The sequence below is a fragment of the Thiomonas sp. FB-6 genome (assembly GCF_000377645.1).
Taxonomy (GTDB): domain Bacteria; phylum Pseudomonadota; class Gammaproteobacteria; order Burkholderiales; family Burkholderiaceae_C; genus Thiomonas_A.
In genome coordinates, this window is sequence record NZ_KB898471.1 from 547,615 (window position 1) to 573,444 (window position 25,830).

General features: G+C 70.6%; 26 protein-coding genes. 5 read left to right on the forward strand and 21 right to left on the reverse strand.

Annotated features, from left to right (window positions below):
- Positions 1-13: 13 nt before the first annotated feature.
- The 5 genes from pstS to D466_RS0102535 form a co-directional block, all read right to left on the reverse strand.
- The gene (gene pstS / locus D466_RS0102515; protein ID WP_018912123.1) at positions 14-1,051 is read right to left on the reverse strand and encodes a phosphate ABC transporter substrate-binding protein PstS; all 1,038 of its coding nucleotides are present in this window, start codon (positions 1,049-1,051) and stop codon (positions 14-16) included.
- A 104-nt stretch (positions 1,052-1,155) separates the two neighbouring features.
- A complete protein-coding gene (gene glmM / locus D466_RS0102520; protein ID WP_018912124.1) occupies positions 1,156-2,481 on the reverse strand; it encodes a phosphoglucosamine mutase in 1,326 nt (441 codons plus the stop codon).
- 58 nt (positions 2,482-2,539) lie between these two features.
- Complete coding sequence (folP, locus tag D466_RS0102525; protein WP_051083670.1) at positions 2,540-3,313, reverse strand: dihydropteroate synthase; 774 nt, start codon at positions 3,311-3,313, stop codon at positions 2,540-2,542.
- A 116-nt stretch (positions 3,314-3,429) separates the two neighbouring features.
- Complete coding sequence (ftsH, locus tag D466_RS0102530; RefSeq protein ID WP_018912126.1) at positions 3,430-5,331, reverse strand: ATP-dependent zinc metalloprotease FtsH; 1,902 nt, start codon at positions 5,329-5,331, stop codon at positions 3,430-3,432.
- Between the two features lie 219 nt (positions 5,332-5,550).
- The gene (locus D466_RS0102535) at positions 5,551-6,198 is read right to left on the reverse strand and encodes an RlmE family RNA methyltransferase (RefSeq protein ID WP_018912127.1); all 648 of its coding nucleotides are present in this window, start codon (positions 6,196-6,198) and stop codon (positions 5,551-5,553) included.
- 66 nt (positions 6,199-6,264) lie between these two features.
- On the opposite strand from D466_RS0102535, the gene yhbY reads away from it, so the two are divergent.
- Positions 6,265-6,744: a ribosome assembly RNA-binding protein YhbY gene (gene yhbY, locus D466_RS0102540; RefSeq protein WP_018912128.1), complete on the forward strand. Its 480-nt coding sequence runs from the start codon at positions 6,265-6,267 to the stop codon at positions 6,742-6,744.
- A gap of 2 nt (positions 6,745-6,746) precedes the next feature.
- On the opposite strand, the gene D466_RS0102545 is transcribed toward yhbY, so the two are convergent.
- The 5 genes from D466_RS0102545 to carA form a co-directional block, all read right to left on the reverse strand.
- Complete coding sequence (locus tag D466_RS0102545) at positions 6,747-7,196, reverse strand: DUF4149 domain-containing protein (protein WP_018912129.1); 450 nt, start codon at positions 7,194-7,196, stop codon at positions 6,747-6,749.
- Positions 7,197-7,230: 34 nt separating this feature from the next.
- Positions 7,231-7,704 carry a transcription elongation factor GreA gene (gene greA, locus D466_RS0102550; RefSeq protein WP_026284808.1) on the reverse strand — a complete coding sequence of 158 codons (474 nt, stop codon included), beginning with the start codon at positions 7,702-7,704 and terminating at the stop codon, positions 7,231-7,233.
- Positions 7,705-7,777: 73 nt separating this feature from the next.
- Positions 7,778-11,011, reverse strand: a complete 3,234-nt coding sequence (carB, locus tag D466_RS0102555; RefSeq protein ID WP_018912131.1) for a carbamoyl-phosphate synthase large subunit — start codon at positions 11,009-11,011, stop codon at positions 7,778-7,780.
- A gap of 57 nt (positions 11,012-11,068) precedes the next feature.
- Complete coding sequence (gene leuE, locus D466_RS0102560; RefSeq protein ID WP_018912132.1) at positions 11,069-11,719, reverse strand: leucine efflux protein LeuE; 651 nt, start codon at positions 11,717-11,719, stop codon at positions 11,069-11,071.
- A gap of 11 nt (positions 11,720-11,730) precedes the next feature.
- Complete coding sequence (gene carA, locus D466_RS0102565; protein ID WP_018912133.1) at positions 11,731-12,891, reverse strand: glutamine-hydrolyzing carbamoyl-phosphate synthase small subunit; 1,161 nt, start codon at positions 12,889-12,891, stop codon at positions 11,731-11,733.
- Positions 12,892-13,264: 373 nt separating this feature from the next.
- Here carA and D466_RS0102570 point away from each other — a divergent pair, with 373 nt between their 5' ends.
- Both D466_RS0102570 and D466_RS0102575 read left to right on the forward strand, forming a co-directional pair.
- Complete coding sequence (locus D466_RS0102570; RefSeq protein WP_018912134.1) at positions 13,265-13,975, forward strand: Bax inhibitor-1/YccA family protein; 711 nt, start codon at positions 13,265-13,267, stop codon at positions 13,973-13,975.
- 80 nt (positions 13,976-14,055) lie between these two features.
- The gene (locus tag D466_RS0102575; RefSeq protein WP_026284809.1) at positions 14,056-14,277 is read left to right on the forward strand and encodes a type II toxin-antitoxin system RelE/ParE family toxin; all 222 of its coding nucleotides are present in this window, start codon (positions 14,056-14,058) and stop codon (positions 14,275-14,277) included.
- On the opposite strand, the gene rlmD is transcribed toward D466_RS0102575, so the two are convergent.
- Genes rlmD through D466_RS0102610 form a run of 7 tightly spaced genes read right to left on the reverse strand, consistent with a single transcriptional unit; the run spans position 14,250 to position 21,178 of the window.
- Positions 14,250-15,806, reverse strand: coding sequence for a 23S rRNA (uracil(1939)-C(5))-methyltransferase RlmD (rlmD, locus tag D466_RS0102580; RefSeq protein ID WP_018912135.1), 1,557 nt, complete (start codon positions 15,804-15,806; stop codon positions 14,250-14,252). The two genes, D466_RS0102575 and rlmD, sit on opposite strands and share 28 nt — an antisense overlap.
- Positions 15,803-16,588, reverse strand: coding sequence for a 3'-5' exonuclease (locus D466_RS0102585; RefSeq protein ID WP_018912136.1), 786 nt, complete (start codon positions 16,586-16,588; stop codon positions 15,803-15,805). Before D466_RS0102585 ends, rlmD begins: the two co-directional genes overlap by 4 nt.
- A gap of 11 nt (positions 16,589-16,599) precedes the next feature.
- Positions 16,600-17,643, reverse strand: coding sequence for an RNA polymerase sigma factor RpoS (gene rpoS, locus D466_RS0102590; protein ID WP_018912137.1), 1,044 nt, complete (start codon positions 17,641-17,643; stop codon positions 16,600-16,602).
- Between the two features lie 39 nt (positions 17,644-17,682).
- Positions 17,683-18,612, reverse strand: a complete 930-nt coding sequence (locus D466_RS0102595) for a peptidoglycan DD-metalloendopeptidase family protein (RefSeq protein WP_018912138.1) — start codon at positions 18,610-18,612, stop codon at positions 17,683-17,685.
- Positions 18,613-18,653: 41 nt separating this feature from the next.
- On the reverse strand, positions 18,654-19,445 hold the full coding sequence (locus D466_RS0102600; RefSeq protein WP_018912139.1) for a protein-L-isoaspartate(D-aspartate) O-methyltransferase: 792 nt from the start codon (positions 19,443-19,445) through the stop codon (positions 18,654-18,656).
- Between the two features lie 10 nt (positions 19,446-19,455).
- On the reverse strand, positions 19,456-20,202 hold the full coding sequence (gene surE, locus D466_RS0102605; protein WP_018912140.1) for a 5'/3'-nucleotidase SurE: 747 nt from the start codon (positions 20,200-20,202) through the stop codon (positions 19,456-19,458).
- A 34-nt stretch (positions 20,203-20,236) separates the two neighbouring features.
- Positions 20,237-21,178, reverse strand: coding sequence for a patatin-like phospholipase family protein (locus D466_RS0102610; protein WP_018912141.1), 942 nt, complete (start codon positions 21,176-21,178; stop codon positions 20,237-20,239).
- A 115-nt stretch (positions 21,179-21,293) separates the two neighbouring features.
- On the opposite strand from D466_RS0102610, the gene D466_RS0102615 reads away from it, so the two are divergent.
- Both D466_RS0102615 and D466_RS0102620 read left to right on the forward strand, forming a co-directional pair.
- Complete coding sequence (locus D466_RS0102615) at positions 21,294-21,752, forward strand: PH domain-containing protein (RefSeq protein WP_018912142.1); 459 nt, start codon at positions 21,294-21,296, stop codon at positions 21,750-21,752.
- A 20-nt stretch (positions 21,753-21,772) separates the two neighbouring features.
- A complete protein-coding gene (locus tag D466_RS0102620; protein ID WP_018912143.1) occupies positions 21,773-22,075 on the forward strand; it encodes a hypothetical protein in 303 nt (100 codons plus the stop codon).
- Positions 22,076-22,086: 11 nt separating this feature from the next.
- Here D466_RS0102620 and D466_RS0102625 read toward each other — a convergent pair whose 3' ends face one another.
- From D466_RS0102625 to mdcE, 4 genes are read right to left on the reverse strand one after another with little or no spacing between them, the layout of a single operon-like run.
- Positions 22,087-23,382 carry an MFS transporter gene (locus D466_RS0102625; RefSeq protein WP_018912144.1) on the reverse strand — a complete coding sequence of 432 codons (1,296 nt, stop codon included), beginning with the start codon at positions 23,380-23,382 and terminating at the stop codon, positions 22,087-22,089.
- 51 nt (positions 23,383-23,433) lie between these two features.
- Positions 23,434-24,378, reverse strand: a complete 945-nt coding sequence (locus D466_RS0102630; RefSeq protein ID WP_018912145.1) for an ACP S-malonyltransferase — start codon at positions 24,376-24,378, stop codon at positions 23,434-23,436.
- A complete protein-coding gene (locus tag D466_RS0102635; RefSeq protein ID WP_018912146.1) occupies positions 24,378-25,022 on the reverse strand; it encodes a malonate decarboxylase holo-ACP synthase in 645 nt (214 codons plus the stop codon). Before D466_RS0102635 ends, D466_RS0102630 begins: the two co-directional genes overlap by 1 nt.
- Entirely contained in the window at positions 25,010-25,828 is an 819-nt protein-coding gene (gene mdcE, locus D466_RS0102640; protein WP_038164770.1) for a biotin-independent malonate decarboxylase subunit gamma, read from the reverse strand. The genes D466_RS0102635 and mdcE overlap by 13 nt, the downstream gene beginning before the upstream one ends.
- Positions 25,829-25,830 lie beyond the last annotated feature (2 nt).

Here is a 25,830-nt window from a genome sequence, read left to right on the forward strand (position 1 = left end):
TTTCAGCATGGGCTCACAGGCCCAGGTTCTTCTTCCAGTACGCCTTGATCGCGTCGACCGTGCTCGGGGGCAGCGGGCCGAACGCAATGTCCTTGGCCATCGACTGGCCGTGGTCGAAGCCCCACAGGAAGAACTTGGTGACTTCGGCGTTGGTTTCCTTCGGCGCCTTGGTGCTCAGGATCTGCCAGGTGCAGCCCGAGATCGGCCACGTGCCGTCGCCCGGCTGGTCGGTCAGGATCACGTAGAAATCCTTCGCCTTCGTGAAGTCGACGTGCGCGGCGGCGTTCTGGAAGCCTTCCAGGCTGGGCGAAACCACCTTGCCGGCCTGGTTGATCATGCGCGAGTACGTCAGCTTGTTCTCGAGGATGTAGGCATACTCGACGTAGCCGATCGAGCCCTTGATGCGCTGCACGTAGGCCGCGACGCCTTCGTTACCCTTGCCGCCCACTCCCACCGGCCAGTTCAGCGAGGTATTCGCCCCGATCTTCTGCTTCCACTCCGGGCTGACCTTCGACAGGTAGTCCGCGAACGTGAAGGTGGTGCCCGAACCATCCGAACGGTGCACGACGGTGATGTCCATGTCCGGCAGCTTCACGCCCGGATTGAGCTTGGCGATCGCAGGATCGTTCCACTTCTTGATCTTGCCCAGGTAGATGTCGGCGACCACCGGGCCGCTGAGGATCAGTTCACCCGGCTTGATACCCGGCAGGTTCATCACCATGTCCTCGCCGGCAATCGCCGTCGGGAACTGGATCAGATGGCTCGCGGACAGCTCGTCCGGCTTGAGCGGCATGTCGCTGGCGCCGAACGCAACCGTCCCGGCCTTGATCTGGGCGATGCCGCCACCCGAGCCGATACCCTGGTAGTTGACCTTGTTGCCGGTTTCCTTGGCGTAGGCAGCCGACCACTTCACGACCAAGGGATAGACCCAGGTGCTGCCGGCACCCGTGAGATTGACCGAGGCCAGGGCGTTGCCCGCCAGGCCCAGACCGAAGATGCCGGAGACGGCGCCGGCCAGCGCGAGTTTGGTGAAGGTACGACGAGTATTCATGGATAGTTCTCCTGTTCAGGCGATGGTTTTCTCACTGCGATGGCCATCCTAGGAACCCAATATGACGATCATATGACAACGCCGCCCGCCCTCCAAGACCGGGATCAGGCTCCCTGCAGCACGTCCGCCAGTCCCCGGGCGAGGGTTTCACCGAACTCGCGGCGTGCATGCTCGACCATGATGCGCAACACCGGCTCGGTACCGCTGGGGCGGATCAACAGACGGCCCTGGCCGTCGAGGCGTCGCTCGGCCTCCTCGCGCGCCTTCGCGAACCCGGCGTGGCCGCGCCAGTCCAGGCCGTCGCGCATGCGCACGTTCAGCAGCGTCTGCGGCAGCAGTTGCAGGCTGGCCAGTTGCTCGGCCAGCGAGCGCCCCGTGCGCACCACCAGCTCGAGCATCTGCAACGCCGCCACGATGCCGTCGCCGGTGGTGTGGCGGTCCAGCAGCAGCATGTGCCCGGAGCCCTCGCCGCCGAGCTTCCAGTCGCGCGCCAGCAATTCCTCCAGCACGTAGCGGTCGCCCACCGCGGCGCGCACGAATTCCATGCCCTGCGCGGCCAGCGCCTGCTCCACCGCGAGGTTGGTCATCAGCGTGCCGACCACGCCCGGGGGACGGCGGTCCATGGCCAGCAGGTACAGCAGCTCGTCGCCGTTGAACAGGCGCCCGCTGGCGTCCACCAGCTGCAGCCGGTCGGCGTCGCCGTCCAGCGCGATGCCGTAGTCGGCGCGCTGCTCGCGCACCGCCGCGATCAGCGCCTGCGGCGCCGTGGCGCCCACGCCCTGGTTGATGTTGAAGCCGTCGGGCTGCGCGCCGATGGCCACGACTTCGGCGCCCAGCTCGTGGAACACCGAGGGGGCGATGTGGTAGGCCGCGCCGTGCGCGCAGTCGACCACCAGGCGCAGGCCCTTGAGGGTGCGGTCGTTGGGAAAGGTGCTCTTGCAGAACTCGATGTAGCGCCCGGCTGCGTCGTCCAGGCGACGCGCCTTGCCCAGTTGCTCGGAGGGCACGCAGCCCTCGGCACGCGGCAGTTCGGCCTCGACCTGCAGCTCCCAGCTGTCGGGCAGCTTGCTGCCGCCGGCCGAGAAGAACTTGATGCCGTTGTCCGCGTAGGGGTTGTGGGAGGCGCTGACCACGACGCCCAGGTCCAGGCGCAGCGCGCGGGTCAGGTAGGCCACCCCGGGCGTGGGCAGCGGGCCCACCAGCACGACGTCGCAGCCGGCGGCGGCGAAACCGCACTCCAGCGCCGCCTCCAGCATGTAGCCCGACACCCGCGTGTCCTTGCCGATCAGCACCGTGGGTCGCCGCGCGCCCTGCGCGCGCAGCACGCGTCCGGCCGCCTGGCCCAGACGCAGGCCGAATTCCGGAACGATCGGCGCCGTGCCCACGCGCCCGCGCACCCCGTCGGTGCCGAAATATTTCCTGCTGCCCAAGATCTCCGCTCCCCTGGTTTGGTGGCTTGCGATGCATGCGCGATGCGCGCCCGATGGCTCAGGCGCGCATCGCCTCGAAGGTCCGTACGGCGTCGCGCGTGGCGGCCACGTCGTGCACGCGCAGAACCTGCGCGCCGGCGGCCACGCAGGCCAGCGCAGCGCCCAGGCTGGCGGCCACGCGCTCGCGCGGCGCCTGGCCCGACGTGGCGGCCAGCATGGACTTGCGCGACACCCCCACCAGCAGTGCGCAGCCCAGGCCGCGAAGCTGGCCCAGGCGGCGCGCAAGCTGCAGATTGTGCTCGCGTGTCTTGCCGAAGCCGAAACCCGGGTCGACGCACAGGCGCTCGAGCGCCACGCCGGCCTGGCGCAGCGCCTGCACGCGCTGACCCAGGAAGCCTGTCACCTCGGCCGCCACGTCGTCGTAGTGCGGCGCCTGCTGCATAGTCGAGGGCTCGCCCTGCATGTGCATCAGGCAGGCGCCGGCGGCGGGGCTGGCGGCCACGGCCTCCAGCGCGCCCGGCCGGCGCAGCGCCCACACGTCGTTGACCACGTCGGCCCCCATCTCCAGCGCCGCGCGCATGGTGCGAGGATGGTAGGTGTCCACCGACAGCGGAACCTTCCAGCTCACCAGTTCGCGCAGCACCGGCTCCAGGCGGCGCCATTCCTCCTCGTCGCCCACCGGCACGGCACCCGGCCGGGTGGACTCGGCGCCCAGGTCCAGCAGGTCCGCGCCCTCGTCGAGCAGGCGCCGCGCATGCGCCAGCGCGGCCGCGGGCGCGGCGTGCTGCCCGCCGTCGGAGAAGGAATCGGGCGTGAGATTGACGATGCCCATCAGCAGCGTGCGCCGCAGCTCCAATGCGAAGCGCCCGGCCTGCCACACCCTCGCGGGGGGCAGGCCGGGCGCGTCGGGTTTCGACGCCGGCTCGGCCAAGGCGGACGGGGCCCGGCTCAGACCGGACTGGCGGTGGGCGCGTCGCTGGGCAGGCCGCCGCTGCTGCGCCCGGCGTTCGGCGGCTGGTTGGTCGGCAGCGTTCCCGGCGGGCGCGGCGGACGCGGCGGGCGCCCGGACATGATGTCCTCGATCTGCTCGGAGTCGATGGTCTCCCACTCCAGCAGTGCCTGCGCCATCGCGTGCATCTTGTCCTGGTTGTCCTCGATGAGCTTGCGCGCCAGCGCGTACTGCTCGTCGATGATGCGGCGGATCTCCGCGTCGACCTTCTGCATGGTCTGTTCCGACACGTGCGTGGTCTTGGTGATCGAGCGCCCGACGAACACCTCGCCCTCGTTCTCGGCGTAGACCATCGGCCCCAGCGAGTCGGACATGCCGTAGCGCGTGACCATGTCGCGCGCCAGCTGCGTGGCACGCTCGAAGTCATTGGAGGCGCCGGTGGTCATCTGGTTCATGAACACTTCCTCGGCGATGCGCCCGCCGAACAGCACGGAGATCATGCTGAGGATGCGGTCGCGCCCCATGCTGTAGCGGTCGATCTCGGGCAGCTGCATGGTCAGGCCCAGCGCGCGGCCGCGCGGGATGATCGTGACCTTGTGCACCGGGTCGGTCTGCGGCATCAGGCGCGCCACCAGCGCGTGGCCGGCCTCGTGGTAGGCGGTGTTGCGGCGCTCGTCCTCGGGCATGACCATGGAGCGGCGCTCCGCGCCCATCATGATCTTGTCCTTGGCGCGCTCGAAGTCCTCCATCTCCACCAGCCGGGCGTTGCGCCGCGCGGCGAACAGGGCCGCCTCGTTGACCAGGTTGGCCAGGTCGGCGCCCGAGAAGCCCGGGGTGCCGCGCGCCAGGATGTCGGCGCGCACGTCCGGGCCCACCGGGGCCTTGCGCATGTGCACGACCAGGATCTGCTCGCGCCCGCGGATGTCGGGCAGCTGCACGTAGACCTGGCGGTCGAAGCGGCCCGGGCGCAGCAGCGCGGGGTCGAGGATGTCGGGGCGGTTGGTGGCGGAGATGACGATCACGCCCAGGTTGGTGTCGAAGCCGTCCATCTCCACCAGCATCTGGTTGAGGGTCTGCTCGCGCTCGTCGTTGCCGCCGCCCAGGCCGGCGCCGCGATGGCGCCCGACCGCGTCGATCTCGTCGATGAAGATGATGCAGGGAGCGTGCTTCTTGGCCGTCTCGAACATGTCGCGAACCCGCGACGCGCCGACGCCGACGAACATCTCGACGAAGTCCGAACCGGAAATCGAGAAGAAAGGCACCTTGGCCTCGCCGGCCACGCTCTTGGCCAGCAGGGTCTTGCCGGTTCCGGGAGGCCCGACCAGCAGCACGCCGCGCGGGATGCGCCCGCCGAGCTTCTGGAATTTCTGCGGATCGCGCAGGAAATCGACCAGTTCCTTCACCTCTTCCTTGGCCTCGTCGCAGCCGGCGACGTCGGCGAAGGTGACGGTGTTGCTGGACTCGTCGAGCAGGCGCGCCTTGGATTTGCCGAAGCTGAAGGCCCCGCCGCGTCCGCCGCCTTGCATCTGGCGCATGAAGTACACCCACACGCCGATGAGCAGGAGCATCGGGAACCAGGAAATCAGGATCTGCATCAGGAACGACTGTTCCTCACGCGGGGCACCGACCACCTGCACGCCGTCCTTCATCAGGTCGCCGGTCATCCACAGGTCGCCGGGGGAGCTCAGCGAATAGTGGCTGCCGTCGGTGGTGGTCACGTCCAGCGTGCCGCTCTGGTGCACGACCACCTTTTTCACGCGGCCCTGCTTGGCCTCGTGCATGAACTGGGTGTAGCTCACCGTGTCGGCCGGCGCGCTGCGGTCGAACTGCTTGAACACGGTGAACAGCACCAGGCCGATGACCAGCCAGATTGCGACCTTGGAAAACCATTGGTTGTTCAAGACAGACTCCTCAAGCCCCGCAGGGACGGACGCTGCGCGCCATTCCCTTCAATGTGTTGCCGATTCTAGGCGAATCAAGCCCCCGCGCCCTGATTCTGCTCAGTCGACGCGCGGGTCCTTCGCAAATCCGGTAATTCCCTTGAAAGCCGCAAGGTCAAATACCGGTCCTTGGTTTATGCCTGTTTTCTATCAATTCATATCTCATGATAGCTTCGATTTTCAGTTCGCGCCGGGCTTGGGGTGCATGGCCAGCACGAACACCTCGGCCGAGCGCTCGCGCGAGGCCTTGGGCTTGAGGGTCTTGACGCTTTGAAAGCGCTGCTTGTAGCGCGCGACGATCTGGCTGAAGTAGCCGCTGTGGAAGGTCTTGATCAGCAGCGAGCCGTCCTCGGCCAGCCAGTTGCCGGCGAACTCCAGCGCCAGGTCGGCCAGGTGCTCCACGCGCGCGGCGTCCGCCGAGGCGATGCCCGAGAGGTTCGGCGCCATGTCCGACAGCACCAGGTCGACGCGCCGGCCGGCCAGCATCTCCTCGATGCGCCGCAGCATCTCGGCTTCGCGGAAGTCCCCCTGGACGAACTCCACCCCCTCCACCGGCTCCATGGGCAGCAGGTCCAGCGCAACCACGCGCCCCTTCAGCGCGCCCGCGGCGTCGCTGCCCAGGCGGCGCGCCAGGTACTGCGACCAGGCCCCGGGAGCGCTGCCGAGTTCGACGATCAGCTGCCCCGGGCGCACCAGCCGGTGGTCCTCGTCGATCTCCTGCAGCTTGTAGACGGCGCGCGAGCGGTAGTTGTCCTTCTGCGCCCGTTTCACGAAGGGATCGTGCAGGTGCTCGTTGAGCCATTTCTTGCTGAATCGGTTCTTCTTCATGCGCTTGCCGCGGAATTTTGCAGGCCGCGCGCGGAGTGCCGCGGCGGGAAGACGGATAATGCACCCATGAGCGCCCTACTACTGACCCCGGCCGAGCGCAGCGCGATGCGCGCACTGGCCCATCCCCTCAAGCCCAGCGTGCTGATCGGCGACGCCGGACTGAGCGAGGCCGTGCTGGCCGAGATCGACCGTGCGCTGAATGCCCACGACCTGATCAAGGTCCGCGTGGCCGGCGACGACCGCGACGAACGCGCGCGCATGCTCGAGGCCATCTGCGAGCGCCTGGGCGCCGCGCCGGTGCAGAGCATCGGGCGCATGCTGGTGCTGTTCAGGCCCCTGCCGCCGAAGGAGCCCGAGGCCGCCGAGCGTGTCGGCCGCGGAGCCGCTCCGCGCAGGGTCAAGGTGGTCGTGCCCTCGAGCAGCCCCACCCACCGGCCGAAGGTCAAGCGCCTGACCGTGCTGGGCAACCAGCGCGTCACGCCGACGGGAAAGGTCAAGCGCGCCAAGCCGCGACGCTCCAGTGTGAAAAAGGTGCGCCTGGGCTGAGTTCAGGCACTCGGGCGCGGCAGGTCGCGCCCGAGCTGCGAGGGCAGCAGCCAGGCATAGGCCAGCACGCACAGCGCCTGCGCGAGGTACACGGTGCTTGCCGCCACGTGCCAGCCGGCGGCCGCCGGCGCCCCGGCCGCGGCCGCCGTCAGCAGGTTGGGCACGACCACGAATTCGCCCAGCACGTCGAAGAACAGCCCGCCCATGACCAGCAGCAGCGGCGTGCCCATGCCCGAGCTGCGCTGGCGCTCGACCACCAGCAGCACGGCGCCGAGGATCACGCCGGCCAGCGCCATCAGGTAGAACATGCGGCTGGCCACCGCGGCCGCGCTCATCCTGGGCTCCACCAGCGCGAAGGCGGTGGGCGCGCCGATCAGGCCCACGGCGGCGAGGCCGCCCAGCCACAGCCCCACGAGCAGGATCTGCAGGCGGAGTCTGCGTAGAGGGGCCATGGCGGATGCGCTCCGGGCTGGGTGCGTGGGAGATTCAGGCGTAGAAGACCTTGACGATGCTGTAGCTGCGCGTCCCGGCCGGCGCCAGCACCTTCACCAGGTCGCCTTCCTCCTTGCCGATCAGCGCGCGCGCGATGGGCGAACTCACCGAGATCATGCCCTGCTTCAGGTCGGCCTCGTCGTCGCCGACGATCTGGTAGGAGACCTCGTCGCCGCTGTCCTCGTCGCACAGTTCCACGGTGGCGCCGAACACCACGCGCCCGTCGGCGTCGAGCGCGGACGGGTCGATGACCTGCGCCGAAGACAACTTGCCCTCGATTTCGGCGATGCGTCCCTCGATGAAGCCCTGGCGGTCCTTGGCCGCCTCGTATTCAGCGTTCTCCGACAGGTCGCCCTGCGCGCGGGCCTCGGCGATGGCCTGGATCACCGCGTGGCGCTCGACCGTCTTCAGACGCTGCAACTCGGCGCGCAGTTTTTCCGCGCCGCGGCGGGTCATGGGGGTAGGCATGGGAACGAAGAATCCTCTGGACAAACGAAACAAAAAAGAAAAGTGCCGGAAGCTTTCGCGTCCGGCCAAACTTTCAGTGTGCCAAAGCCAGGCTCTGGTGTAAAGCCTGCAGGGGGTAGACCTCCAGGCTGCGCAGGCACTTCATGCCTTCGACGGCCGCCTCGGCGCCGGCGATGGTGGTGAAGGTGGCCACGCGCGCGGCCAGCGCGCTGGTGCGGATGGCGCGCGAATCGACGATCGCGTTGCGGCGCTCCTCGACCGTGTTGACCACCAGCGCGATCTCGCCGTTCTTCATCATGTCGACCACGTTGGGGCGGCCCTCGGTGACCTTGTTCACCACCTCCACCTGCAGCCCGGCCTGGCTCAGCGCCTGCGCGGTGCCGCGCGTGGCGCTGAGCGCGAAGCCCATGGCCGCGAGTTCGCGCGCCACCTCGACCATGCGCGGCTTGTCGCTGTTCTTCACCGACAGAAACACCTTGCCCGAGCCCGGCTCCGGCAGGCGGGTGCCGGCGCCGATCTGGCTTTTCACGTAGGCCTCGCCGAAGCTGCGGCCCACGCCCATGACCTCGCCGGTGGACTTCATCTCCGGGCCGAGGATCGGGTCCACCCCGGGGAACTTGACGAAGGGGAACACGGCCTCCTTCACGCTGAAGTAGCCGGGCACCACCTGCTCGGGCACGCGCTGGTCGCGCAGGCTGCGCCCGACCATGCAGCGCGCCGCGATCTTCGCCAGCTGCAGCCCGGTGGCCTTGGACACGAAGGGCACGGTGCGCGAGGCGCGCGGGTTGACCTCCAGCACGAAGATGCGGTCCTCCTCGCCGTCCTGCTGGATGGCGAACTGCACGTTCATCAGGCCCACCACCTTCAGCCCGTGGGCCATGGCCACGGTCTGGCGCTTGAGCTCGGCCACGGTCTGCGCCTTCAGCGAGTACGGCGGCAGCGAGCAGGCCGAGTCGCCCGAGTGCACGCCCGCCTGCTCGATGTGCTCCATGACCCCGGCCACGAACACCTGTTCGCCGTCGCACACGGCATCCACGTCGCATTCGATGGCGTCGTTCAGGAAGCGGTCGAGCAGCACCGGCGAGTCGTTGGACACCTTCACGGCCTCGCGCATGTAGCGCTCCAGGTCGCGCTGCTCGTGCACGATCTCCATCGCACGCCCGCCCAGCACGTAGCTGGGCCGCACCACCAGCGGGTAGCCGATCTCCTCGGCGCGCGCGATCGCCTCGCCCTCGGAACGGGCCGTGCGGTTGGGCGGCTGCAGCAGGCCCAGCTTCTGGATCAGCTGCTGGAAACGCTCGCGGTCCTCGGCGGCGTCGATCATGTCGGGGCTGGTGCCGATGATCGGCACCCCGGCATCGCCCAGGGCCAGCGCCAGCTTCAGCGGCGTCTGGCCGCCGTATTGCACGATCACGCCGGCGGGCTGTTCCTTGGCGACGATCTCCAGCACGTCCTCGAGGGTCAGGGGCTCGAAGTACAGGCGGTCGGAGGTATCGTAGTCGGTCGACACGGTCTCCGGGTTGCAGTTGACCATGATGGTCTCGTAGCCGTCCTCGCGCATGGCCAGCGCGGCGTGCACGCAGCAGTAGTCGAACTCGATACCCTGGCCGATGCGGTTGGGCCCGCCGCCCAGCACCATGATCTTCTTGCGCGTGGTCGGCTCGGCCTCGCACTCGTCCTCGTAGGTGGAGTACAGGTAGGCGGTCTGCGTGCCGAACTCGGCGGCACAGGTGTCCACGCGCTTGTACACCGGGCGCACCTTCAGCTCGTGGCGGCGCTTGCGCACGGCCGACTCGGTGCTGTGCATGAGGTAGGCCATGCGCCGGTCGGAAAAGCCCTTGCGCTTGAGCCAGCGCAGCGTGGCGGCGTCCAGGTCCTCCAGGCGCTTGTGCTCGAGCTGCAGCTCCACGTCGACGATGTCCTTGATCTGCGCCAGGAACCACGGGTCGATGCGCGTGAGCTGGTGCACGTCCTCCAGCGAGAAGCCCTGCGCGAAGGCGTCGCCCAGGTACCAGATGCGTTCGGGACCGGGTTCGCCCAGCTCGCGCTCGAGGGTCTCGCGGTCGGTGGTCTTCTGGTCCAGGCCGTCCACGCCGACTTCCAGGCCGCGCAGCGCCTTCTGGAAGCTTTCCTGGAAACTGCGCCCGATGGCCATGACCTCGCCCACGGACTTCATCTGCGTGGTCAGGCGCGAGTCGGCCTGCGGGAACTTCTCGAAGGCGAAACGCGGCACCTTGGTGACCACGTAGTCGATGGTGGGCTCGAAGGAGGCCGGCGTGGCGCCGCCGGTGATCTCGTTGCGCAGCTCGTCCAGCGTGTAGCCCACGGCCAGCTTGGCCGCCACCTTGGCGATGGGAAAGCCCGTGGCCTTGGAGGCCAGCGCCGACGAACGCGACACCCGCGGGTTCATCTCGATCACGATCATGCGCCCGTCGCGCGGGTTGATCGCGAACTGCACGTTGGAGCCGCCCGTGTCGACGCCGATCTCGCGCAGCACCGCGATGCTGGCGTCGCGCATGATCTGGTATTCCTTGTCCGTCAGGGTCTGCGCCGGCGCGACGGTGATGGAGTCCCCGGTGTGCACCCCCATCGGATCCAGGTTCTCGATGGAGCACACGATGATGCAGTTGTCGGCGCGGTCCCGCACCACCTCCATCTCGAATTCCTTCCAGCCGATCAGGGACTCCTCGATCAGCAGCTCGCTGGTCGGCGAGGCCTCCAGGCCGCGCTTGCAGATCGTCTCGAACTCCTCGGGGTTGTAGGCGATGCCGCCGCCGGTGCCGCCGAGCGTGAAGCTGGGGCGGATGATGGTCGGGAAACCGATGGTCTTCTGCACCGCCCAGGCTTCCTCCATCGAGTGCGCCACGCCGGAGCGGGCCGACTCCAGGCCGATGGAGGTCATCGCCTGCTTGAACAATTTGCGGTCCTCGGCCTTCTCGATGGCCTGCGGGCGCGCGCCGATGAGTTCGCAGCCGTATTTGGCCAGCACGCCGTTGCGGTGCAGGTCCAGCGCGCAGTTCAGCGCCGTCTGCCCGCCCATGGTCGGCAGCACCGCGTCCGGGCGCTCGCGCTCGATGATGCGCTCGAGCACCTGCCAGGTGATCGGCTCGATGTAGGTGACGTCGGCCGTCTCCGGGTCGGTCATGATGGTCGCCGGATTGCTGTTGACCAGCACCACGCGGTAGCCCTCTTCGCGCAGGGCCTTGCAGGCCTGCGCCCCGGAATAGTCGAATTCGCAGGCCTGGCCGATGACGATCGGGCCGGCGCCGATGATCAGGATGGTTTGGATGTCTGTGCGCTTGGGCATGGGACTTCGGAGTTCAGGTGTTGGCGGGGTTCGTGCGGGCTCGGGCGGTCGCGGCGCTCAATGCGGCGAGGCGGTGGCCAGGCGCACGCTGAAGGCCATGAAGGCGCCGCCCAGCGCGCCGGTCAGCCCGGCCGCGACGCGGCGCCTGCGGCGGAACGCGTCGGCCAGGCGCGAGCCGGCGAAGATCAGCGTGGACAGGTACAGCAGGCTGAAGAACTGCACGATCGCGCCCAGGATCAGGAAGGACAGCGCCGGGTGGGCGTAGCCCGGCTGCACGAACTGGATGAAAAAGGAGATGAAAAACAGGATGGCCTTCGGGTTGAGCAGGCTGATCAGCAGCGCCTTGCCCAGCGGATGCGAGGCATCCACCTTCGCTGGGTGCACCGCCGCGGCCTCGGCGCGGCGCCAGTTGCGCAGTCCGGCCCGCAGCATGCCCAGGCCGATCCACGCCAGGTACGCGGCGCCGGCGAACTTCACCAGCATGAACAGCCAGGCCACCGTCGCCAGCAGGCTGGCCAGCCCGGCCGCCGCCAGCACCATCAGCACGCTGTCGCCGAGGAAGATGCCGAGAGCGCCGAGGTAGCCGGCGCGCACGCCGCGCTGCGCCGCCAGCCCCAGCACGTACAGCGAGTTCGGACCCGGCAGCAGCACGATGAACACCACGCCGAGCACGTACAGCGGGAGGTCGGTGATGCCGAAAGGATGCATGCCGGGGCCTCTCAGGCGGCGCTGGCGCGCTGCATCATGGCCGCGAAGCGGTCGAAGAGCTCGCCGATGTCGTGCGGCCCGGGGCTGGCCTCGGGGTGGCCCTGGAAGCCCATGGCCGGGCGGTCGGTGTAGGCGAAGCCCTGCAGCGTGCCGTCGAACAGCGACACGTGGGTGGCGCGCAGGTTCGCCGGCAGGCTGTCCGGGTCCACCGCGAAGCCGTGGTTCTGGCTGGTGATGCTGACCCGGCCGGTGTCCAGGTCGCGCACCGGATGGTTGGCGCCGTGGTGGCCGAATTTCATCTTGAAGGTCCGCGCACCCGCGGCCAGCGCCAGGATCTGGTGCCCCAGGCAGATGCCGAACACGGGCACGCCGCACTGCATCAGTTCGCGCGCCGCGGCGATGGCGTAGTCGCAAGGTTCCGGATCGCCCGGCCCGTTGGACAGCAGCACGCCGTCGGGACGCAGGGCCAGCACTTCGGCCGCGGCGGTCTGCGCCGGCACCACGCTGACGCGGCAGCCGCGCTCGGCGAGCAGGCGCAGGATGTTGTGCTTCACGCCGAAGTCGTAGACCACCACGTGCGGCCCGTCGGCCTGGCGCTGCACGTAGCCGCGGCCCAGCGCCCAGGCCGAGCCGGTCCAGGCGTAGGCCTCGGCGGTGCTGACCACCTTGGCCAGATCCATGCCGGCCAGGCTCGGCGTGGCCCGTGCCCGAGCCACCGCGCGCTCGCGCAGTTCCGCGCTCACCGCCTCGCCGGCCGGCAGCGCGACGATGCAGCCATTCTGGGCGCCATGGGTGCGCAGCAGCCGGGTCAGGCGGCGCGTGTCGATGTCGGCGATGGCCACGGTGCCGTGGCGCTGCAGGTACTGCGCCAGGCCCTCGGCGCGGCGGAAGTTGGAGTCCAGCAGGGGAAGGTCGCGGATCACCAGCCCGGCGGCGTGGATTCGCGTGGATTCGGCATCCTCCGGGTTGGCTCCGACGTTTCCGATGTGCGGATAGGTCAGCGTGACGATCTGGTGGCTGTAGCTGGGGTCGGTCAGGATTTCCTGGTAGCCGGTGATGGCGGTGTTGAACACCACCTCCCCGGCGCTCTCCCCGGCGGCACCGATCGACACCCCCTCGAAGACCGACCCGTCGGCCAGGGCCAGGATCGCCTTCGCTTGCAACGGCAGCATGGATGTTCTCTCCGCTCGAGCACCGCGCCGTGGGGCTGCTCGCTGACCGTGCGGCGCGTGCCGGCTCGGGCGTGCTGGGACGCCAGGCTGGCAGGGCGGGAGCGGTTCGGCGAAGGGCGCCTCGGCTGCGGCGTTATGGGTTGGGCGCCGGCCGCGCAGGCCGCACGCAAACCTTGGTATTGTACATTTTTTCGGCCCCTTCGCCTCGCATGCGGCAGCGCAACACGCACGGATTCCGCCCGGATTCCCATGCTGCGGGGGGTTTGATTCCGGCACTTCAGCCCCATTTCAGGCATAGGCCCTACACTGGGTCCGAATTGGCGCCGTGGGCGGTCTTGCGTCCGCCGCCACATCTCGTATCGGGAGAACCTAGATGAACGATCGCTTCCAACCGCAAATCCCGTCGTATGCCTCGGGGGGCTACGCCGTCGAGCGCAACCGCGTGCTGCGCAACACCTATACGCTGCTGGCGATCTCCCTGGTGCCCACGGTGGCGGGCGCCTGGGCCGGCCTGGCCACGGGCCTGGGCCAGTGGATGCTCCTGAACCCCGGAATGGGCATGATCCTGTTCCTGGCCGGAGCCTTCGGGCTGATGTTCGCGGTGCAGCGCAACCGCGAGTCCGGCCTGGGCGTGGCCTTCCTGTTGGGCTTCACCTTCTTCATGGGGCTGATGCTGTCGCAGATGCTCAGCGTGGTGCTGGGCCTGGCCAACGGCGTGCAGCTGATCAGCATGGCCTTCGGCGGCACCGCGATCATCTTCGCGGCGATGGCCTCGCTGGCCACGGTGGTCAAGCGCGATCTCAGCGGCCTGGCCAAGTTCCTGTTCGTCGGCGTGATCATGCTGATGATCGCCGGCATCGCCAACATCTGGCTGCAGATGCCCGCGCTGATGATCGCCTTCTCGGTGGCCGCGGTGGGCATCTTCTCGGCCTTCATGCTGATCGACGTGCGGCGTGTGCTCGACGGCGGCGAGACCAACTACATCTCGGCCACGCTGGCGATCTACCTCGACCTGTACAACGTGTTCGTGAACCTGCTGGCGCTGCTGAGCATCTTCGGCGGCGGCGGCGGCAGCCGGCGCTGATTCCGGCACGATCCGCGGGGACAGTCCCCGCCCCCGTCAAGCCCGGCCTCGGCCGGGCTTTTTGTTGGGCTGGCGCCGTTATGGTCGCAGCAGGCGCGCGCCGGCTGCGTGACTGCATCGTGAGCGCGGTGGCCACAACGGGCGATCATCCCTACCTGTACAGGCCCGGCCGGATCGCGGGAACGCGCGAGCTCATAGCCCATCCGAACTACATCGTTGTCGACAAGGTCGGCGAACGCGTCGACGTGCTGGGCGTGTTGCACTCCCGCCAGCGCTACCCGCTGGATGATCGAGTCCGGTAGATGGCGGCTTGGGCTGGTCGTTCGAACACCGCGATCGACTCCACGTGGGAGGTGTGGGGGAACATGTTGACCACCCCCGCCGCCTTGAGCACGTAGCCACCCTGGTGCACCAGCACGCCGGCGTCGCGCGCCAGCGTGGCCGGGTTGCAGGACACGTAGACGATGCGGCGCGGCGGCACGAAGCCGGTCAAGGCCGCCTCCCCTCCCGACGGCTCGATGGCCGACGCTTCGACTCCCGGCGCTTCGACTTCCGGCGGCTCGACTCCCGGTGCATGCTCGGCGCCTGCGAGCGCCTCGTCCGCGGCGCCGCGTCCCATCGCCCGCACCAGCGCCTTGCACAGGGCCAGCGCCCCCTCGCGCGGCGGGTCCACCAGCCATTTGTCGAAGTCCCCGCAATCCCGCAGGAAAGCGACATCGGCCTCGAACAGGTTCGCGGCGCGGAAGGCCAGGCGCTCGGCCAGACCGCTGGCGCGCGCGTTGTCCATCGCGCGGGCCAGCAGGGATTCGCTGCCCTCGACCCCGAGCACGAAGGCGGCGCGCGTGGCCAGTGGCAGCGTGAAATTGCCCAGGCCGCAGAACCAGTCGGCCACGCGCTCGCCCGGCGCCAGCCGCAGCAGGCGCAGCGCACGCGAGACCAGCGCGCGGTTGACGCTGTGGTTGACCTGGGTGAAATCGGTGGGCCGGAAGGGCATGCGAAGGCCGAACTCGGGCAGCGTGTAGGACGGCAGCGCCTGCCCGGGCTCCAGCGGCTCGGCGGTCTGCGGACCACCCGGCTGCAGCCACCATTGCACCCCGTGCTCGGCGCCGAAAGCGCGCAGGCGGTGCAGGTCCTGCTCGTCCAGGGGCACCAGGTTGCGCAGCACGAGCACGATGCTGTCGTCGCCCATGGCCAGTTCGATCTGGGGCAGCCGGTCCGGGCAGGACAGTGAGCCGACCAGCGCGCGCAGCGGCAGCAGCAGCGCCGAGACCTGCGGCGGCAGCACCTGGCAGGAGCGCATGTCGGCCACGTAGCTGGAGCCGCGCTCGTGGAAACCCACCAGCACCCCGCCCTTCTTGGGCACCAGGCGCACCGTCAGGCGCGCGCGCCGGCGGTAGCCCCAGTCGGGCCCGGCCAGCGGGCGCAGCATCAGCTCGGGGCGAAGCTGCGCCAGATGCTGCAGGTCGTCCTCCAGCGTGCGCTGCTTGAAGGCCAGTTGCGCGCGCAGTTCGATGTGCTGCATGCTGCAGCCGCCGCAGGTGCCGAAATGCTCGCAGCGCGGCTTCACGCGCGTGGACGCGTCGCCGCGGCGCTGCAGCACCTCGGCCTGTTCCCACTTGGGCTTGCCGCGCAGCACCCGCACCCGCACGTGTTCGCCGGGCAGCGCGTCGTGGATGAACACCACCTTGCCGTCCGCGCGATGGGCGACGCCGCGAGCCTCCAGATCCAGGGATTCGACCTTCAGCCACTCCTGTTCGGCTTCGGCGGCCGCCGGGCTGGCGGCGCGCTTCGCGGCGGGGTCGGCCCCCCGGCGGCTGCTGCGCCGGTTCATGCCCAGGCCTGCATGTACTCGGCCCAGTGCGGCTCGGCCGCGGCCCATTCACCCACGGTGCGCCGCACCAGATCGATTTCGTCCGCGTGCTCCTGCGGGGCGAGCCCGCCGCGCATGAGCAGGAAGCGGCAATACAGCAGGTAGGTGTTGAGCACGTCGGTCTCGCAGTAGCGGCGGATCGCCTCGAGCTCGCCGCGCTGCCAGGCCGCGTAGACCTGCGAACCGTCCATGCCGAGCTTGCCCGGCAGGCCGCACAGCTGCGCCAGGGTGTCCATGCCGGCATTCGCGCGCGCCTGGTACAGCGCCAGCAGATCCATCAGGTCCAGGTGCCGGCTGTGGTAGCGCGAGATGTAGTTGTTCCACTTGTACTCGCGGTCGTCCTCGCCCATGTCCCAGTACTTGGGCGCCTGCACGCCGTGCACCAGGCCGCGGTAGTGCAGCACCGGCAGGTCGAAGCCGCCGCCGTTCCACGACACCAGCTGCGGCTCGTGACGGTCGATGAGCCGGAAGAAGCCCTGCACCACGGCCGCCTCCTGGCCGCCGCGGTCGACGAAGGAATGCACCTTCAGGCCCTTGCTGGCCTCGCGGAAGATGCAGGAGATGACCACCACGCGCTGGCAGACGATGGGCAGGAAGTCGCTGCCCGTGGCCTCCAGCCGGCGCTGGCGGGCCTGTTCGATGGCGGCGGCGTCGTCCAGCCCGGCCTCGGCCAGGCCGGCCGCGCGCACGGCCTGCGCGTCGGGAATGGTCTCGATGTCGAACACGACGATCGGTGCGGCCATCGGCTTGCCCTTCAAAGTACGGAGGATTTGTCGACGCCACCGCCGGACAGGCGGCGCTTGAGCTTGGCCAGCGCTTCCTGCTGGATCTGGCGCACCCGCTCGCGCGTGAGCTCGAGGCGGCGCGCCAGGCTTTCCAGGGTCTCGAGTTCGCGCCCGTGCAGGCCGAAGCGCGCCTCGATGACCTCGCGCTCTCGATCGCCCAGCGTGCCTAGCCAGCCCTCGAGCAGGCGCTCGAGCTCGTGCGCCTGCGCGGTGTCGTCCGGCGCCGGCGCCTGCTGGTCCGGGAATTGCTCGACGAAGCTTTCGCCGCCGGCGTTCTCGCGGATCAGGTCCAGCGAGACCGGCAGTTCGCCCAGGGTCAGCAGGTCCGACACCTCGTCGGCGCTGCGCCCGGTCAGGCTGGCGATGTCCTCCACGTTGGCGTTGCCGTCGGGGCTGGAGTCCTCCAGGTGGCGGCGCGCGCGCAGCACCTGGTTGAGCTCGCGGATCACGTGCACGGGCAGCCGGATGGTGCGTGCCTGCTGCATGATCGCGCGCTCCACGTTCTGCCGGATCCACCAGCTGGCGTAGGTGGAGAAGCGGAAACCGCGCTCGGGCTCGAATTTCTCGATCGCGTGCATCAGGCCGAGGTTGCCTTCCTCGATCAGGTCGGCCAGCGCGACCCCGCGCCCGCCGTAGCCCTTGGCGATCGACACCACCAGGCGCAGGTTGTGCTCGACCATCGCCTGGCGCGCCTCGAAGTCGCCCTGGCGCGCGCGCACCGCGGTGTCGAATTCCTGCTGGGCGCTCAGCAAGGGCTTGCCGCGGATGCGGTTCAGGTAGGCCTGCAGCACGCTCTGGCTGGCGCTGTCGGTGTCGGCCTCGAACTCCTGGCCCGTCGCCGTGGCCGGGGCATGGTCCACGCCGTCGCGCGCGTCCTGAGCGTCCGGTGCGTCCTGCGCTTCGCGCGCGTCCTCTTGCGGCGCGGATCCGTCGCGCGCGGGCCGGGCGCGAGCGGCGGAGCGCGCGGGCCGCGTGGCGTCGGAGCCGGAAGCCTTGCGCGGACGTGTGGGCATGGAGGGGCGCGGGGAGCGGGGCCGAGGGGACGGGGCCGCTCAGCGCGGCGGCAGCACCTGCGTCGGGTCGATCGGCTTGCCGCGCAGGCGGACCTCGAAATGCAGTTCCACGCGCGGCGCGTCGGTCGAGCCCATCAGCGCGACGGTCTGGCCGCGCCGCACCTCCTCGCCTTCGTGCACCAGCAGCTTCTGGTTGTGCGCGTACACGGAGATGTAGTCGGCGTTGTGCTTGACGATCACCAGGTTGCCGAAACCGCGCAGTTCATTGCCGGCGTAGACCACCTTGCCGGCGGCCGCTGCGCGTACCGGCTCGCCCGCCTTGCCGGCGATGTCCAGGCCCTTGCTGGTGCCGCCGTTGTAGCCTTGCGCGATACGCCCCTGCGCGGGCCAGGACCAGCTCAGGCCTGCGGCCACCGCATGCGCGCCCGCCGACGGCGTGGCCGGCCCGCTGGGCGCGGGCGCCGGCCGGGCGGCCGCGGGCGCGGCGGCACTAGCCGCCTCGCGGCGCGCGCCGCTGGCCGCGGCGGCGGCCCGGGCAGGCGGCTGCGCCGCGCTGCCGGCGGGCGCCAGCGCCACCACCTGCGGTGCCGACGGCGCCGCCGCGGGCGCCGCCACCGCAGCGCCGCTGGCCGCGGCCAGCGGCGGCGCGGATGGCGACACGCGCAGCACCTGGCCGACCTCGATGACGTTGGGGTTGCTCAGCTGGTTCATGGCCGCGAGCTGCTGCCAGCTCTGGCCGTTGCTGCGCGCGATCGAGCGCAGCGTGTCGCCGCGCTGCACGCGGTAGTAACCGGGCGGCAGGGGCACGCTCGCGAGGGCCGAGGCGGCGGACGCGCCGGGCACGGGCTGCGCCGCCGAAGCCACGGGCGTGGCGGTGCGGCTGACCACCGGCGCCGGATTGAGCGCCACGGTGGAACAGCCGGCCAGGGTTGCGCAGAACAGCAGGATGGCAGCGGGCAGCAGACGCATGGTGGAGTGCGGGCAGGAGCCTGTTACAGGGTCTCGCGAGTTCACAGGACGCCTGATTTTAGGGGGACGAAGCGCGCATCCTCGACACTCCAGCTCTCCACCCTGCCGCCGCCGAGCTTGCGCATGGCGGTCAGGCGCTGGGGCTGGCCCAGCGGGGCCAGCAGCACGCCGCCCGGGCGCAGTTGTTCCAGCCAGGCGGGCGGGGCCTGCTCGCCGGCGGCGGCGCTGATCACCGCGTCGAAGGGGGCGCCACCGGGCGCGCCGAGCATGCCGTCGCCCAGCAGCAGGCGCAGGTTGGGAAGGCGCAGCGCGCGCAGGTTGCGTCGCGCCAGTTCGTGCAGCGCGCGGATGCGCTCGATGCTGTAGACCTCACCGGCCACGCCGGCCAGCACGGCCGCCTGATAGCCGCAGCCGGTGCCGATCTCCAGCAGCCTGGCCGGGCGCGCGCCCAGCGCCTGCAGCAGCACAGAGGCCGCGCGCGCCACCACAGAGGGCTTGGAGATGGTCTGGCCGTGGCCGATGGGCAGTGCGTTGTCCAGGTAGGCCTGCGCCGCCAGCCCCGGTTCCAGGAACAGGTGCCGGGGCACGCGCAGCATGGACTCCAGGACCGCCGGCTCCATGCCGCCGAGCGCGCGCAGGCGCTCGACCATCGCGTCGCGCACCGCCTGGGAGTCCATGCCCGCACCGCTGGGCAGCGGCGGCACGGCTGCGCGAAGCACGGCGGCCCCGCCCGGGCGCACGGCCGCGCGAGGCCCCGCGGCGGGCGGCGTGAAGCCCGCGCCAGGCAGGCGCGCCGGGAAATTCGCGCGTTTCGGAGGCGTGCCGGTCGCCATGCGCTGGGCCTCAGAGATCCGCGAATCGCTCGCGGCTGGACTCCAGCAGGCGATGGTGGGTGAGATCGAGCTGCAGGGGCGTCAACGCGGCGAAGCCCTGCGCAATGGCATGGAAATCGGTGCCGGGCTGATCGTCCAGCGCGTCGCCGGCCGAGCCGATCCAGTACACCGGCTCGTTGCGCGGATTGCGTTGCATCACCACGGGCTGGCTGGGGTGCCGCTTGCCCAGGCGCGCGACCTGCACGCCGCGCAATTGCGCATGTGGCAGGTTCGGCACGTTCAGGTTGTACAGCACCGCCGGCGAGCCGGCCTCGCGCATCATGCGCTCGACCACGCGCACCGCCACCTCGACGGCGGTGTCCACATGCTCCCAGCCCTTGTGCACCAGCGAAACCGCCAGCGCCGGCAATCCGAACAGGAAGCCCTCGGTCGCCGCGGCCACGGTTCCGGAGTAGATGGTGTCGTCGCCCAGGTTGGCGCCGTTGTTGACCCCGCTGACCACCAGGTCCGGGCGGAAGTCCAGCAGGCCGGTGAGCGCGATGTGCACGCAATCCGAGGGCGTGCCGTTGACGTAGAGAAAGCCGTTGTCGGCCCGGAACACCGAAAGGGGGCGGCTCAGCGTCAGGGCGTTGGAGGCGGCGCTGGCGTTCTGTTCCGGCGCCACCACCGTGACCTCGCCCAGGCGCCGCAGCCCAGCGTACAAGGCATGCAGGCCGGGGGCCAGGTAGCCGTCGTCGTTGGCGAGCAGGATGCGCATGCCCGCAGTGTATCGGGCCGGCGCGGGGCGGGCCTCAGGCGAGCAGTTCGCGCAGCAGGGGCAAGGCGTGCTCGGCGGCGCGCAGGCCCTCGGCCATGGCCAGCTCGCCGCGGTGGAAATCCAGCGGCCCGATGCCCGAGACGCGGGGGCGGATCACCACGTCGGCCGGCTCGCCGGCCATGCGGCTGTTGGTGATGCGCACCTGCATGATGTTCAGGCTGGCGGTGAGCACGCCCAGCATCGAGGGCATGGGCAGCGCCGGCGGTCCGTCGCTGGCGGGCCACAGGCGGCGCCACAGCGCATCCAGGCCGCGGCGGCGCCCCGGCTCCTGCGCCGCGGCTTCGGCCTCGGCCTCGGCTTCGGGCGACTCTGTCGGCTCGGCGTACAGCGAAGGGGACGGGCGCGAGCGCCGGCCCACCAGGTCCCAGTTGAGGTCGACCGCGATCACCACGTCGGCCCCCATGGCGCGGCACAGCGACACCGGCACCGGGTTGACCAGGCCGCCGTCGACCAGCAGGCGGCCGTCGCGCTGCGCCGGCGTGAACAACCCCGGCATCGCGATGGACGCGCGCACGGCATCGATCACCGGGCCGTCGCGCAGCCAGACCTCGCGCCCCGTGTCCAGCTCGGTGGCCACGCAGGCATAGGGCCGCGCCAGGGCCTCGATGCCGGCGTCCTCGAAATGGGCGCGGAAATAGTCCACCAGCTTGCGCCCCTCGATCATGCCGGCCGAGAGTTTCAGGTCGATCAGGCTCATCACGCCCTGGCGGGTCAGGGAAGCGACCCAGCGTTCCATGCGGTCGATCTGCCCGGCGGCGTAGGCGGCCCCGACCAGCGCGCCGATGGAACTTCCGCATACCAGGTCCGGCTCGATGCCGGCGCGCAGCAGCGCGCGGATCACCCCCACGTGCGACCAGCCGCGCGCGGAGCCGCTGCCCAGCGCCAGCCCGATGCGAATCCTGCGATGTGGGTCCAAAGCCTGTCCTCCGCCCTGGCCCGGACCATAACAGTTCGCGCCGCTGCGCTCGGACCCTGGAGGCGACTACAGTTGACCCTTTTCCCCTGGGTGTCTCCCCGCGCCGGCTCCGCCGATGAGTTATGTCGATCGCCACCTGCTGAGCAGCGAGCGCGTGCTGTACCGCGCACGCCTGAGCCGCACCGTATTCGCGCTGCCGCTGGCCATGCTGGCGGCGGCGGCTGCGCTGCCCCTGGTGGGCGGCGCCGCCGTCGGCCTGGGCGCCCTGCTGGCGCTGTTCGCGCTGGGCTACGGCCTGCGCGCGTGGATGCGGTACGCCGGGGCCGAGTTCGCGGTCACCGACCGTCGGGTGATCATGAAACTGGGCCTGCTGAGCCGCGTGTCGCTGGAAATCATGCTCGACCGGGTGGAAAGCCTGATCGTCGAACAGGGTCTGCTCGGACGCTTGTTCGACTTCGGCTCGGTATCCATCGTCGGCACCGGAGGCACCAAGGACCCTTTCCCGCTGATCGCCGACCCGCTGGGCTTCCGGCGCGCCGTGCAGGAACAGCTGGCGCGGCCGGCGCGCGGCTGAACCCCGCCATCCGAGGCACCATGGACGAGGAATCGCAGATCCAGGTCCCCCCCTCCTTCATCGCCCTGTTCGTCGAGCCGGGGCGCATCAAGCCGAGGGCCTCGCGTGCGTACATCACCGAACGCTACGAGTACTGCGAGGACCTGGCCCAGCTGCTGGCCCAGCGCGCCACCGAGATCCGCGCCGACCTGGGAATCACCGGGGCCGACGTGCTCGAGCGCATGGGCCGCGGCCTGTCCGAGGCCGCGGCCGGTGTGGACCCGGCCGAGGCGCGCTGGGTGGCCACGCGCCTGGCCGAGATCCTGGGCTGGGCTCCCGACTGAAATCCCCTTTTTCAGGAGGGCAGGACTTCGCCGCGGGTCTCCAGCGCGAAGGGGATCACCAGCAGGCCGGCCACGAAGACCACGGCGGTCCAGGCCACGGGCGTGCCCAGCGTGCCCATGTGGCTGACCGCGGCGGCCAGGATGAAGTTCACCACCGCGCCGAGAAAGCGGCCGATCGAGGTGTTGAAGGCGAAGGCCGTGGCACGCACCCGGGTCTCGTACTGCTCGGGCAGCCACAGGCTGAACATGGCGAAATTGCCCCCGAAGAAGCCCAGGAAGAACAAGGTGGCGATGAACACGCTCAGGCCGTCGGGCACGTAGAAGGCCCAGCCGAAGCTCAGCACGATGCACACGGCCATGCCCAGGAAGTACAGCGACAGGGTGCTCTTGCGCCCGAAGCGCTCGGCCAGCGGCGGCAGCGCCAGGCAGCCCAGGATGGTGCCGATGGACAGGATGCCGGTGCCGATCGAGGCCATGTGCACGGCCTGCAGGTGGCTCATGCCCTGCTTGAGCGCGAGCTGGATGATGGCCGCCGGCTCGTACACCGCGCCGGCCCACAGGCCGATGATGGCCACCGTCAGCAGGGTCGCGTTGACCAGGGTACGGCGTCGGTACCGGGCATTGAAGATCTCCGACAGCGGGCTGCGGCGGGTGGGCTTGCCGGCATGCTGCCACTTGTCGGGCTCGCCGACCTTGAGCATGGTGTAGATGGACACCACCACCGGGAACAGGCCGCACAGGAACATGGCGCGCCAGCCGAAACGCGCGCCCACCGTGAAGTTCAGCGCGGCGGCGATGAAAAAGCCCGCGTAGTAGCCGGTCTGCAAATAGCCGGCGCCCATCTTGCGCCGGTCCTCGGGCCAGGACTCGGCCACGAAGGTTCCGGCCAGCGCCCACTCCCCTCCGATGCCGATGCCGGCCAGCAGGCGGAACAGCGCGAGTTCCCACACGTTCTGCGACAAGGCGGCCAGGCCGGTGAACAGGGCATAGCCGAAGATGGTCGCGGCCAGCACGCGGGTGCGTCCGAAGCGGTCGGCGATCGGGCCCCAGATGAAGGACAGACCCCAGCCGACCAGGAACAGGGCGAACAGGATCGAGCCGGCCAGCCCGACGTGCGCGGGCGTGGGCGTGATGCCCGACCTGGGCAGCAGTTCGGTCAGCGCCGGCACCAGCACCAGTGCGTAGATGATGGAGTCCATGCCGTCCAGGGTCCAGCCGAACCATGCGGCCCAGAAGCCGCGGATCTGCTGGGCGTTCAACGGCGTTCGAACGGGCGGCACGGCAGCGCCCAGGGTGTTCTGATTCATCGTTGTCTCCTCCATGCGGGTGCATCCCGCTTATGCCAAGGGTCTTGCCTGCTATTGCCGGGATCGCGCCCGCTGCGCCCGCACGACCAGCGAGCGCAGGCTCGACTCCTCGCTGACCAGCACTTCCACGCGGCAGCTGAGCTGCCGCACCATGCGCCCCAGCGTCTGCCCGGGCGGCATCTCGATCACGCACTGCACGCCCAGCTCGAGCAGCAGCCGGTTGGCGTCGTTCCAGCGCACCGGTCGCATCACGCCTTCGGCCAGGTCCCGCGCGATGTCGCCGGCCGCGCGCAGCGCGCGCGCCGTGGTGTTGGCCACGTACGGCAGCCGCGCGTCGCGCAGCCGCAGGCCGCGCAGCGAATCGGCCAGCTCCCCGGCGCAGTGCGCCAGCAGCGGGCAATGCGAGGGCACGGCCACGGCCAGCCGCTCCACCTGGCGCGCCCCGGCGGCGCGCGCCGCGCCGAGGAGCTCCTCGAGCTGCGGCTCCGCGCCGGCCACGACGAATTGCGCGTCGCCGTTGAGGTTGGCCAGGTACGCCCGCTCGCGTGGATCCTCGCGCCCCGCGTTGACCTGCTCCAGCAAGGCTTCCAGCGGGCTCTGGCGCAGGCCCGAGACGGCCAGCATGCCGTAGCCCCGCGGAAAATCGTCCTCCATGCAGCGGGCGCGCAGGCGCACCAGGCGCAGCGCGTCGGCGAACTCCAGGGCACCGCAGGCCACGGCCGCGCCGAAAGCTCCCACGGAAAGCCCGGCCGCGGCATCGGGCAGCACGCCCTCGGCCTCCAGCGCGCGCGCCTGCGCCACGCCGGCCACCAGCAGGCCCAGTTGCACGCCCACGGTGGACTGCAGGGCCGGCCCGCGGTCGTAGCTCTCCACCGCTTCGCCGAGCAGATCGGACGCTTCCTGCAAGGTCTCGCGCACACGCGCATGCTCGGGCAGGCGCCGCAGATAGCCCTCGCTTTGCGCGCCCTGCCCCGGGAACAGGAAGGCCAGTTGCATCAGGCTCTCCGCGCTGCCGGGCGCAGCAGCGCACCGCTGGGCCCGCGCAGCAGGTAGGCCCCTCCGGCGGCGAATTCGGCCAGCGCCGCGCCGCCGGCCGGCCATTCCAGCAGCACGTCGATGCGCGCCGCGCTACTTCGCGGCAAGGCCTCGAGCCAGGCGCGCGCCCGCGCGCGGGCCGGAGCGCGCGCGCAACGCACCACGATGTCCAGATCGCTGCCCGGGCGGGTGCAGGCCCAGCCGCTGGCGAGTTCGAAGCCGACGCTTCCCGCGGGCCCCCAGTCGCGCGGGCCCGCCTGTGCCCAGGCCAGCTCCAGCTGCGCCAGCGCGCGAAAGGCATCCAGCGCCGAGCGCGCCGGATCGAGGCCGGCTGCCCGAGCGCGCAGCTCGGCCGGGCGCAGCTGCTCGCCCACGTCCACCGCATCCAGCCAGGCGGCCGCGCGCTGCGTGCGCTGCGCGCCGCGCACGCCGACGGCGATGCGCCCGGCGCGCGCGGCCGCGCGCCGCGTGACCACCCAGGGGGCCGCCGCCAGCGCGGCCTGGGCCCAGGCCTGCGGAGCCTGCTCCCAGTGCAGCGCGCGCGGCGAGCGCAGGCGCAGCAGATCGTGCACCTGCACCCGCCGGTCCGGGCTCAGCGCGTCCATTGCTCGGCCATGCGCCGGCGCACCTCGGCGGAAGCGGCGCGCCCGCTGCGTGCGCGCTCCGAGTTCCAGCGCACCGACAGGTCGCGCTCCGCGGGCCCGATGTCGCGCAGCGCCTCGACCAGGGCCGCGCGCACCGCATCCACCTGCGCGGGGCTCGGCGCCTGCGCGTCCACCCCGCCGATCAGCCGGTGCAGCAAGCCCAGCCCGGCGTAGTCGGCGATGCGGTAGGACATCGGCGGCTGCGCGGCGGCGATCTCGTCGAGTTCGGCCAGGCTGCGCCGGGTGACCCGCGCCGCCGCCTCCCGTCCCATCGCATGCACGCTCACGCCGGCGTCGTCCAGCGCGAGCAGGCGATGCGCCTGGTAGCCGTGCGCCAGGAAGGCGCCCGACATCGCGGCACCCACCAGCAGTGCGAGCACCTTGTGCCCGGCCTGGCGCGCGCTGGCATAGGCGTCCACCGCGGCCGCGCAGGCCAGGTGGATGCCCAGCATCTCCTCGCGGCGCCCGTAGGCCTGGCCCCGCACGTCGACCACCGCGACCAGCGCGCGGCGCGCGCCGTCGCGCTCCTGGTCCTGCCGGCAGGCCTCGCGCACCGCCGCGGCCAGGCCCCAGGCCTCGCGCAGCCCGACCTCGCCGTGGCGGGCCCTGGCGAAGGGGCTGGCCGGGTCGGGCACCACCGCCAGGAAACGCGCCGGTGCACCGTCCAGCGTGCCGTCGGCGGCCAGCACCGAGGGCGGCAGGCCGTCCACGCGGGTGGCGTCCGCGGCCAGCTGCTCGAACCAGATCCTGCCGCGCGTGAGGGGCATGT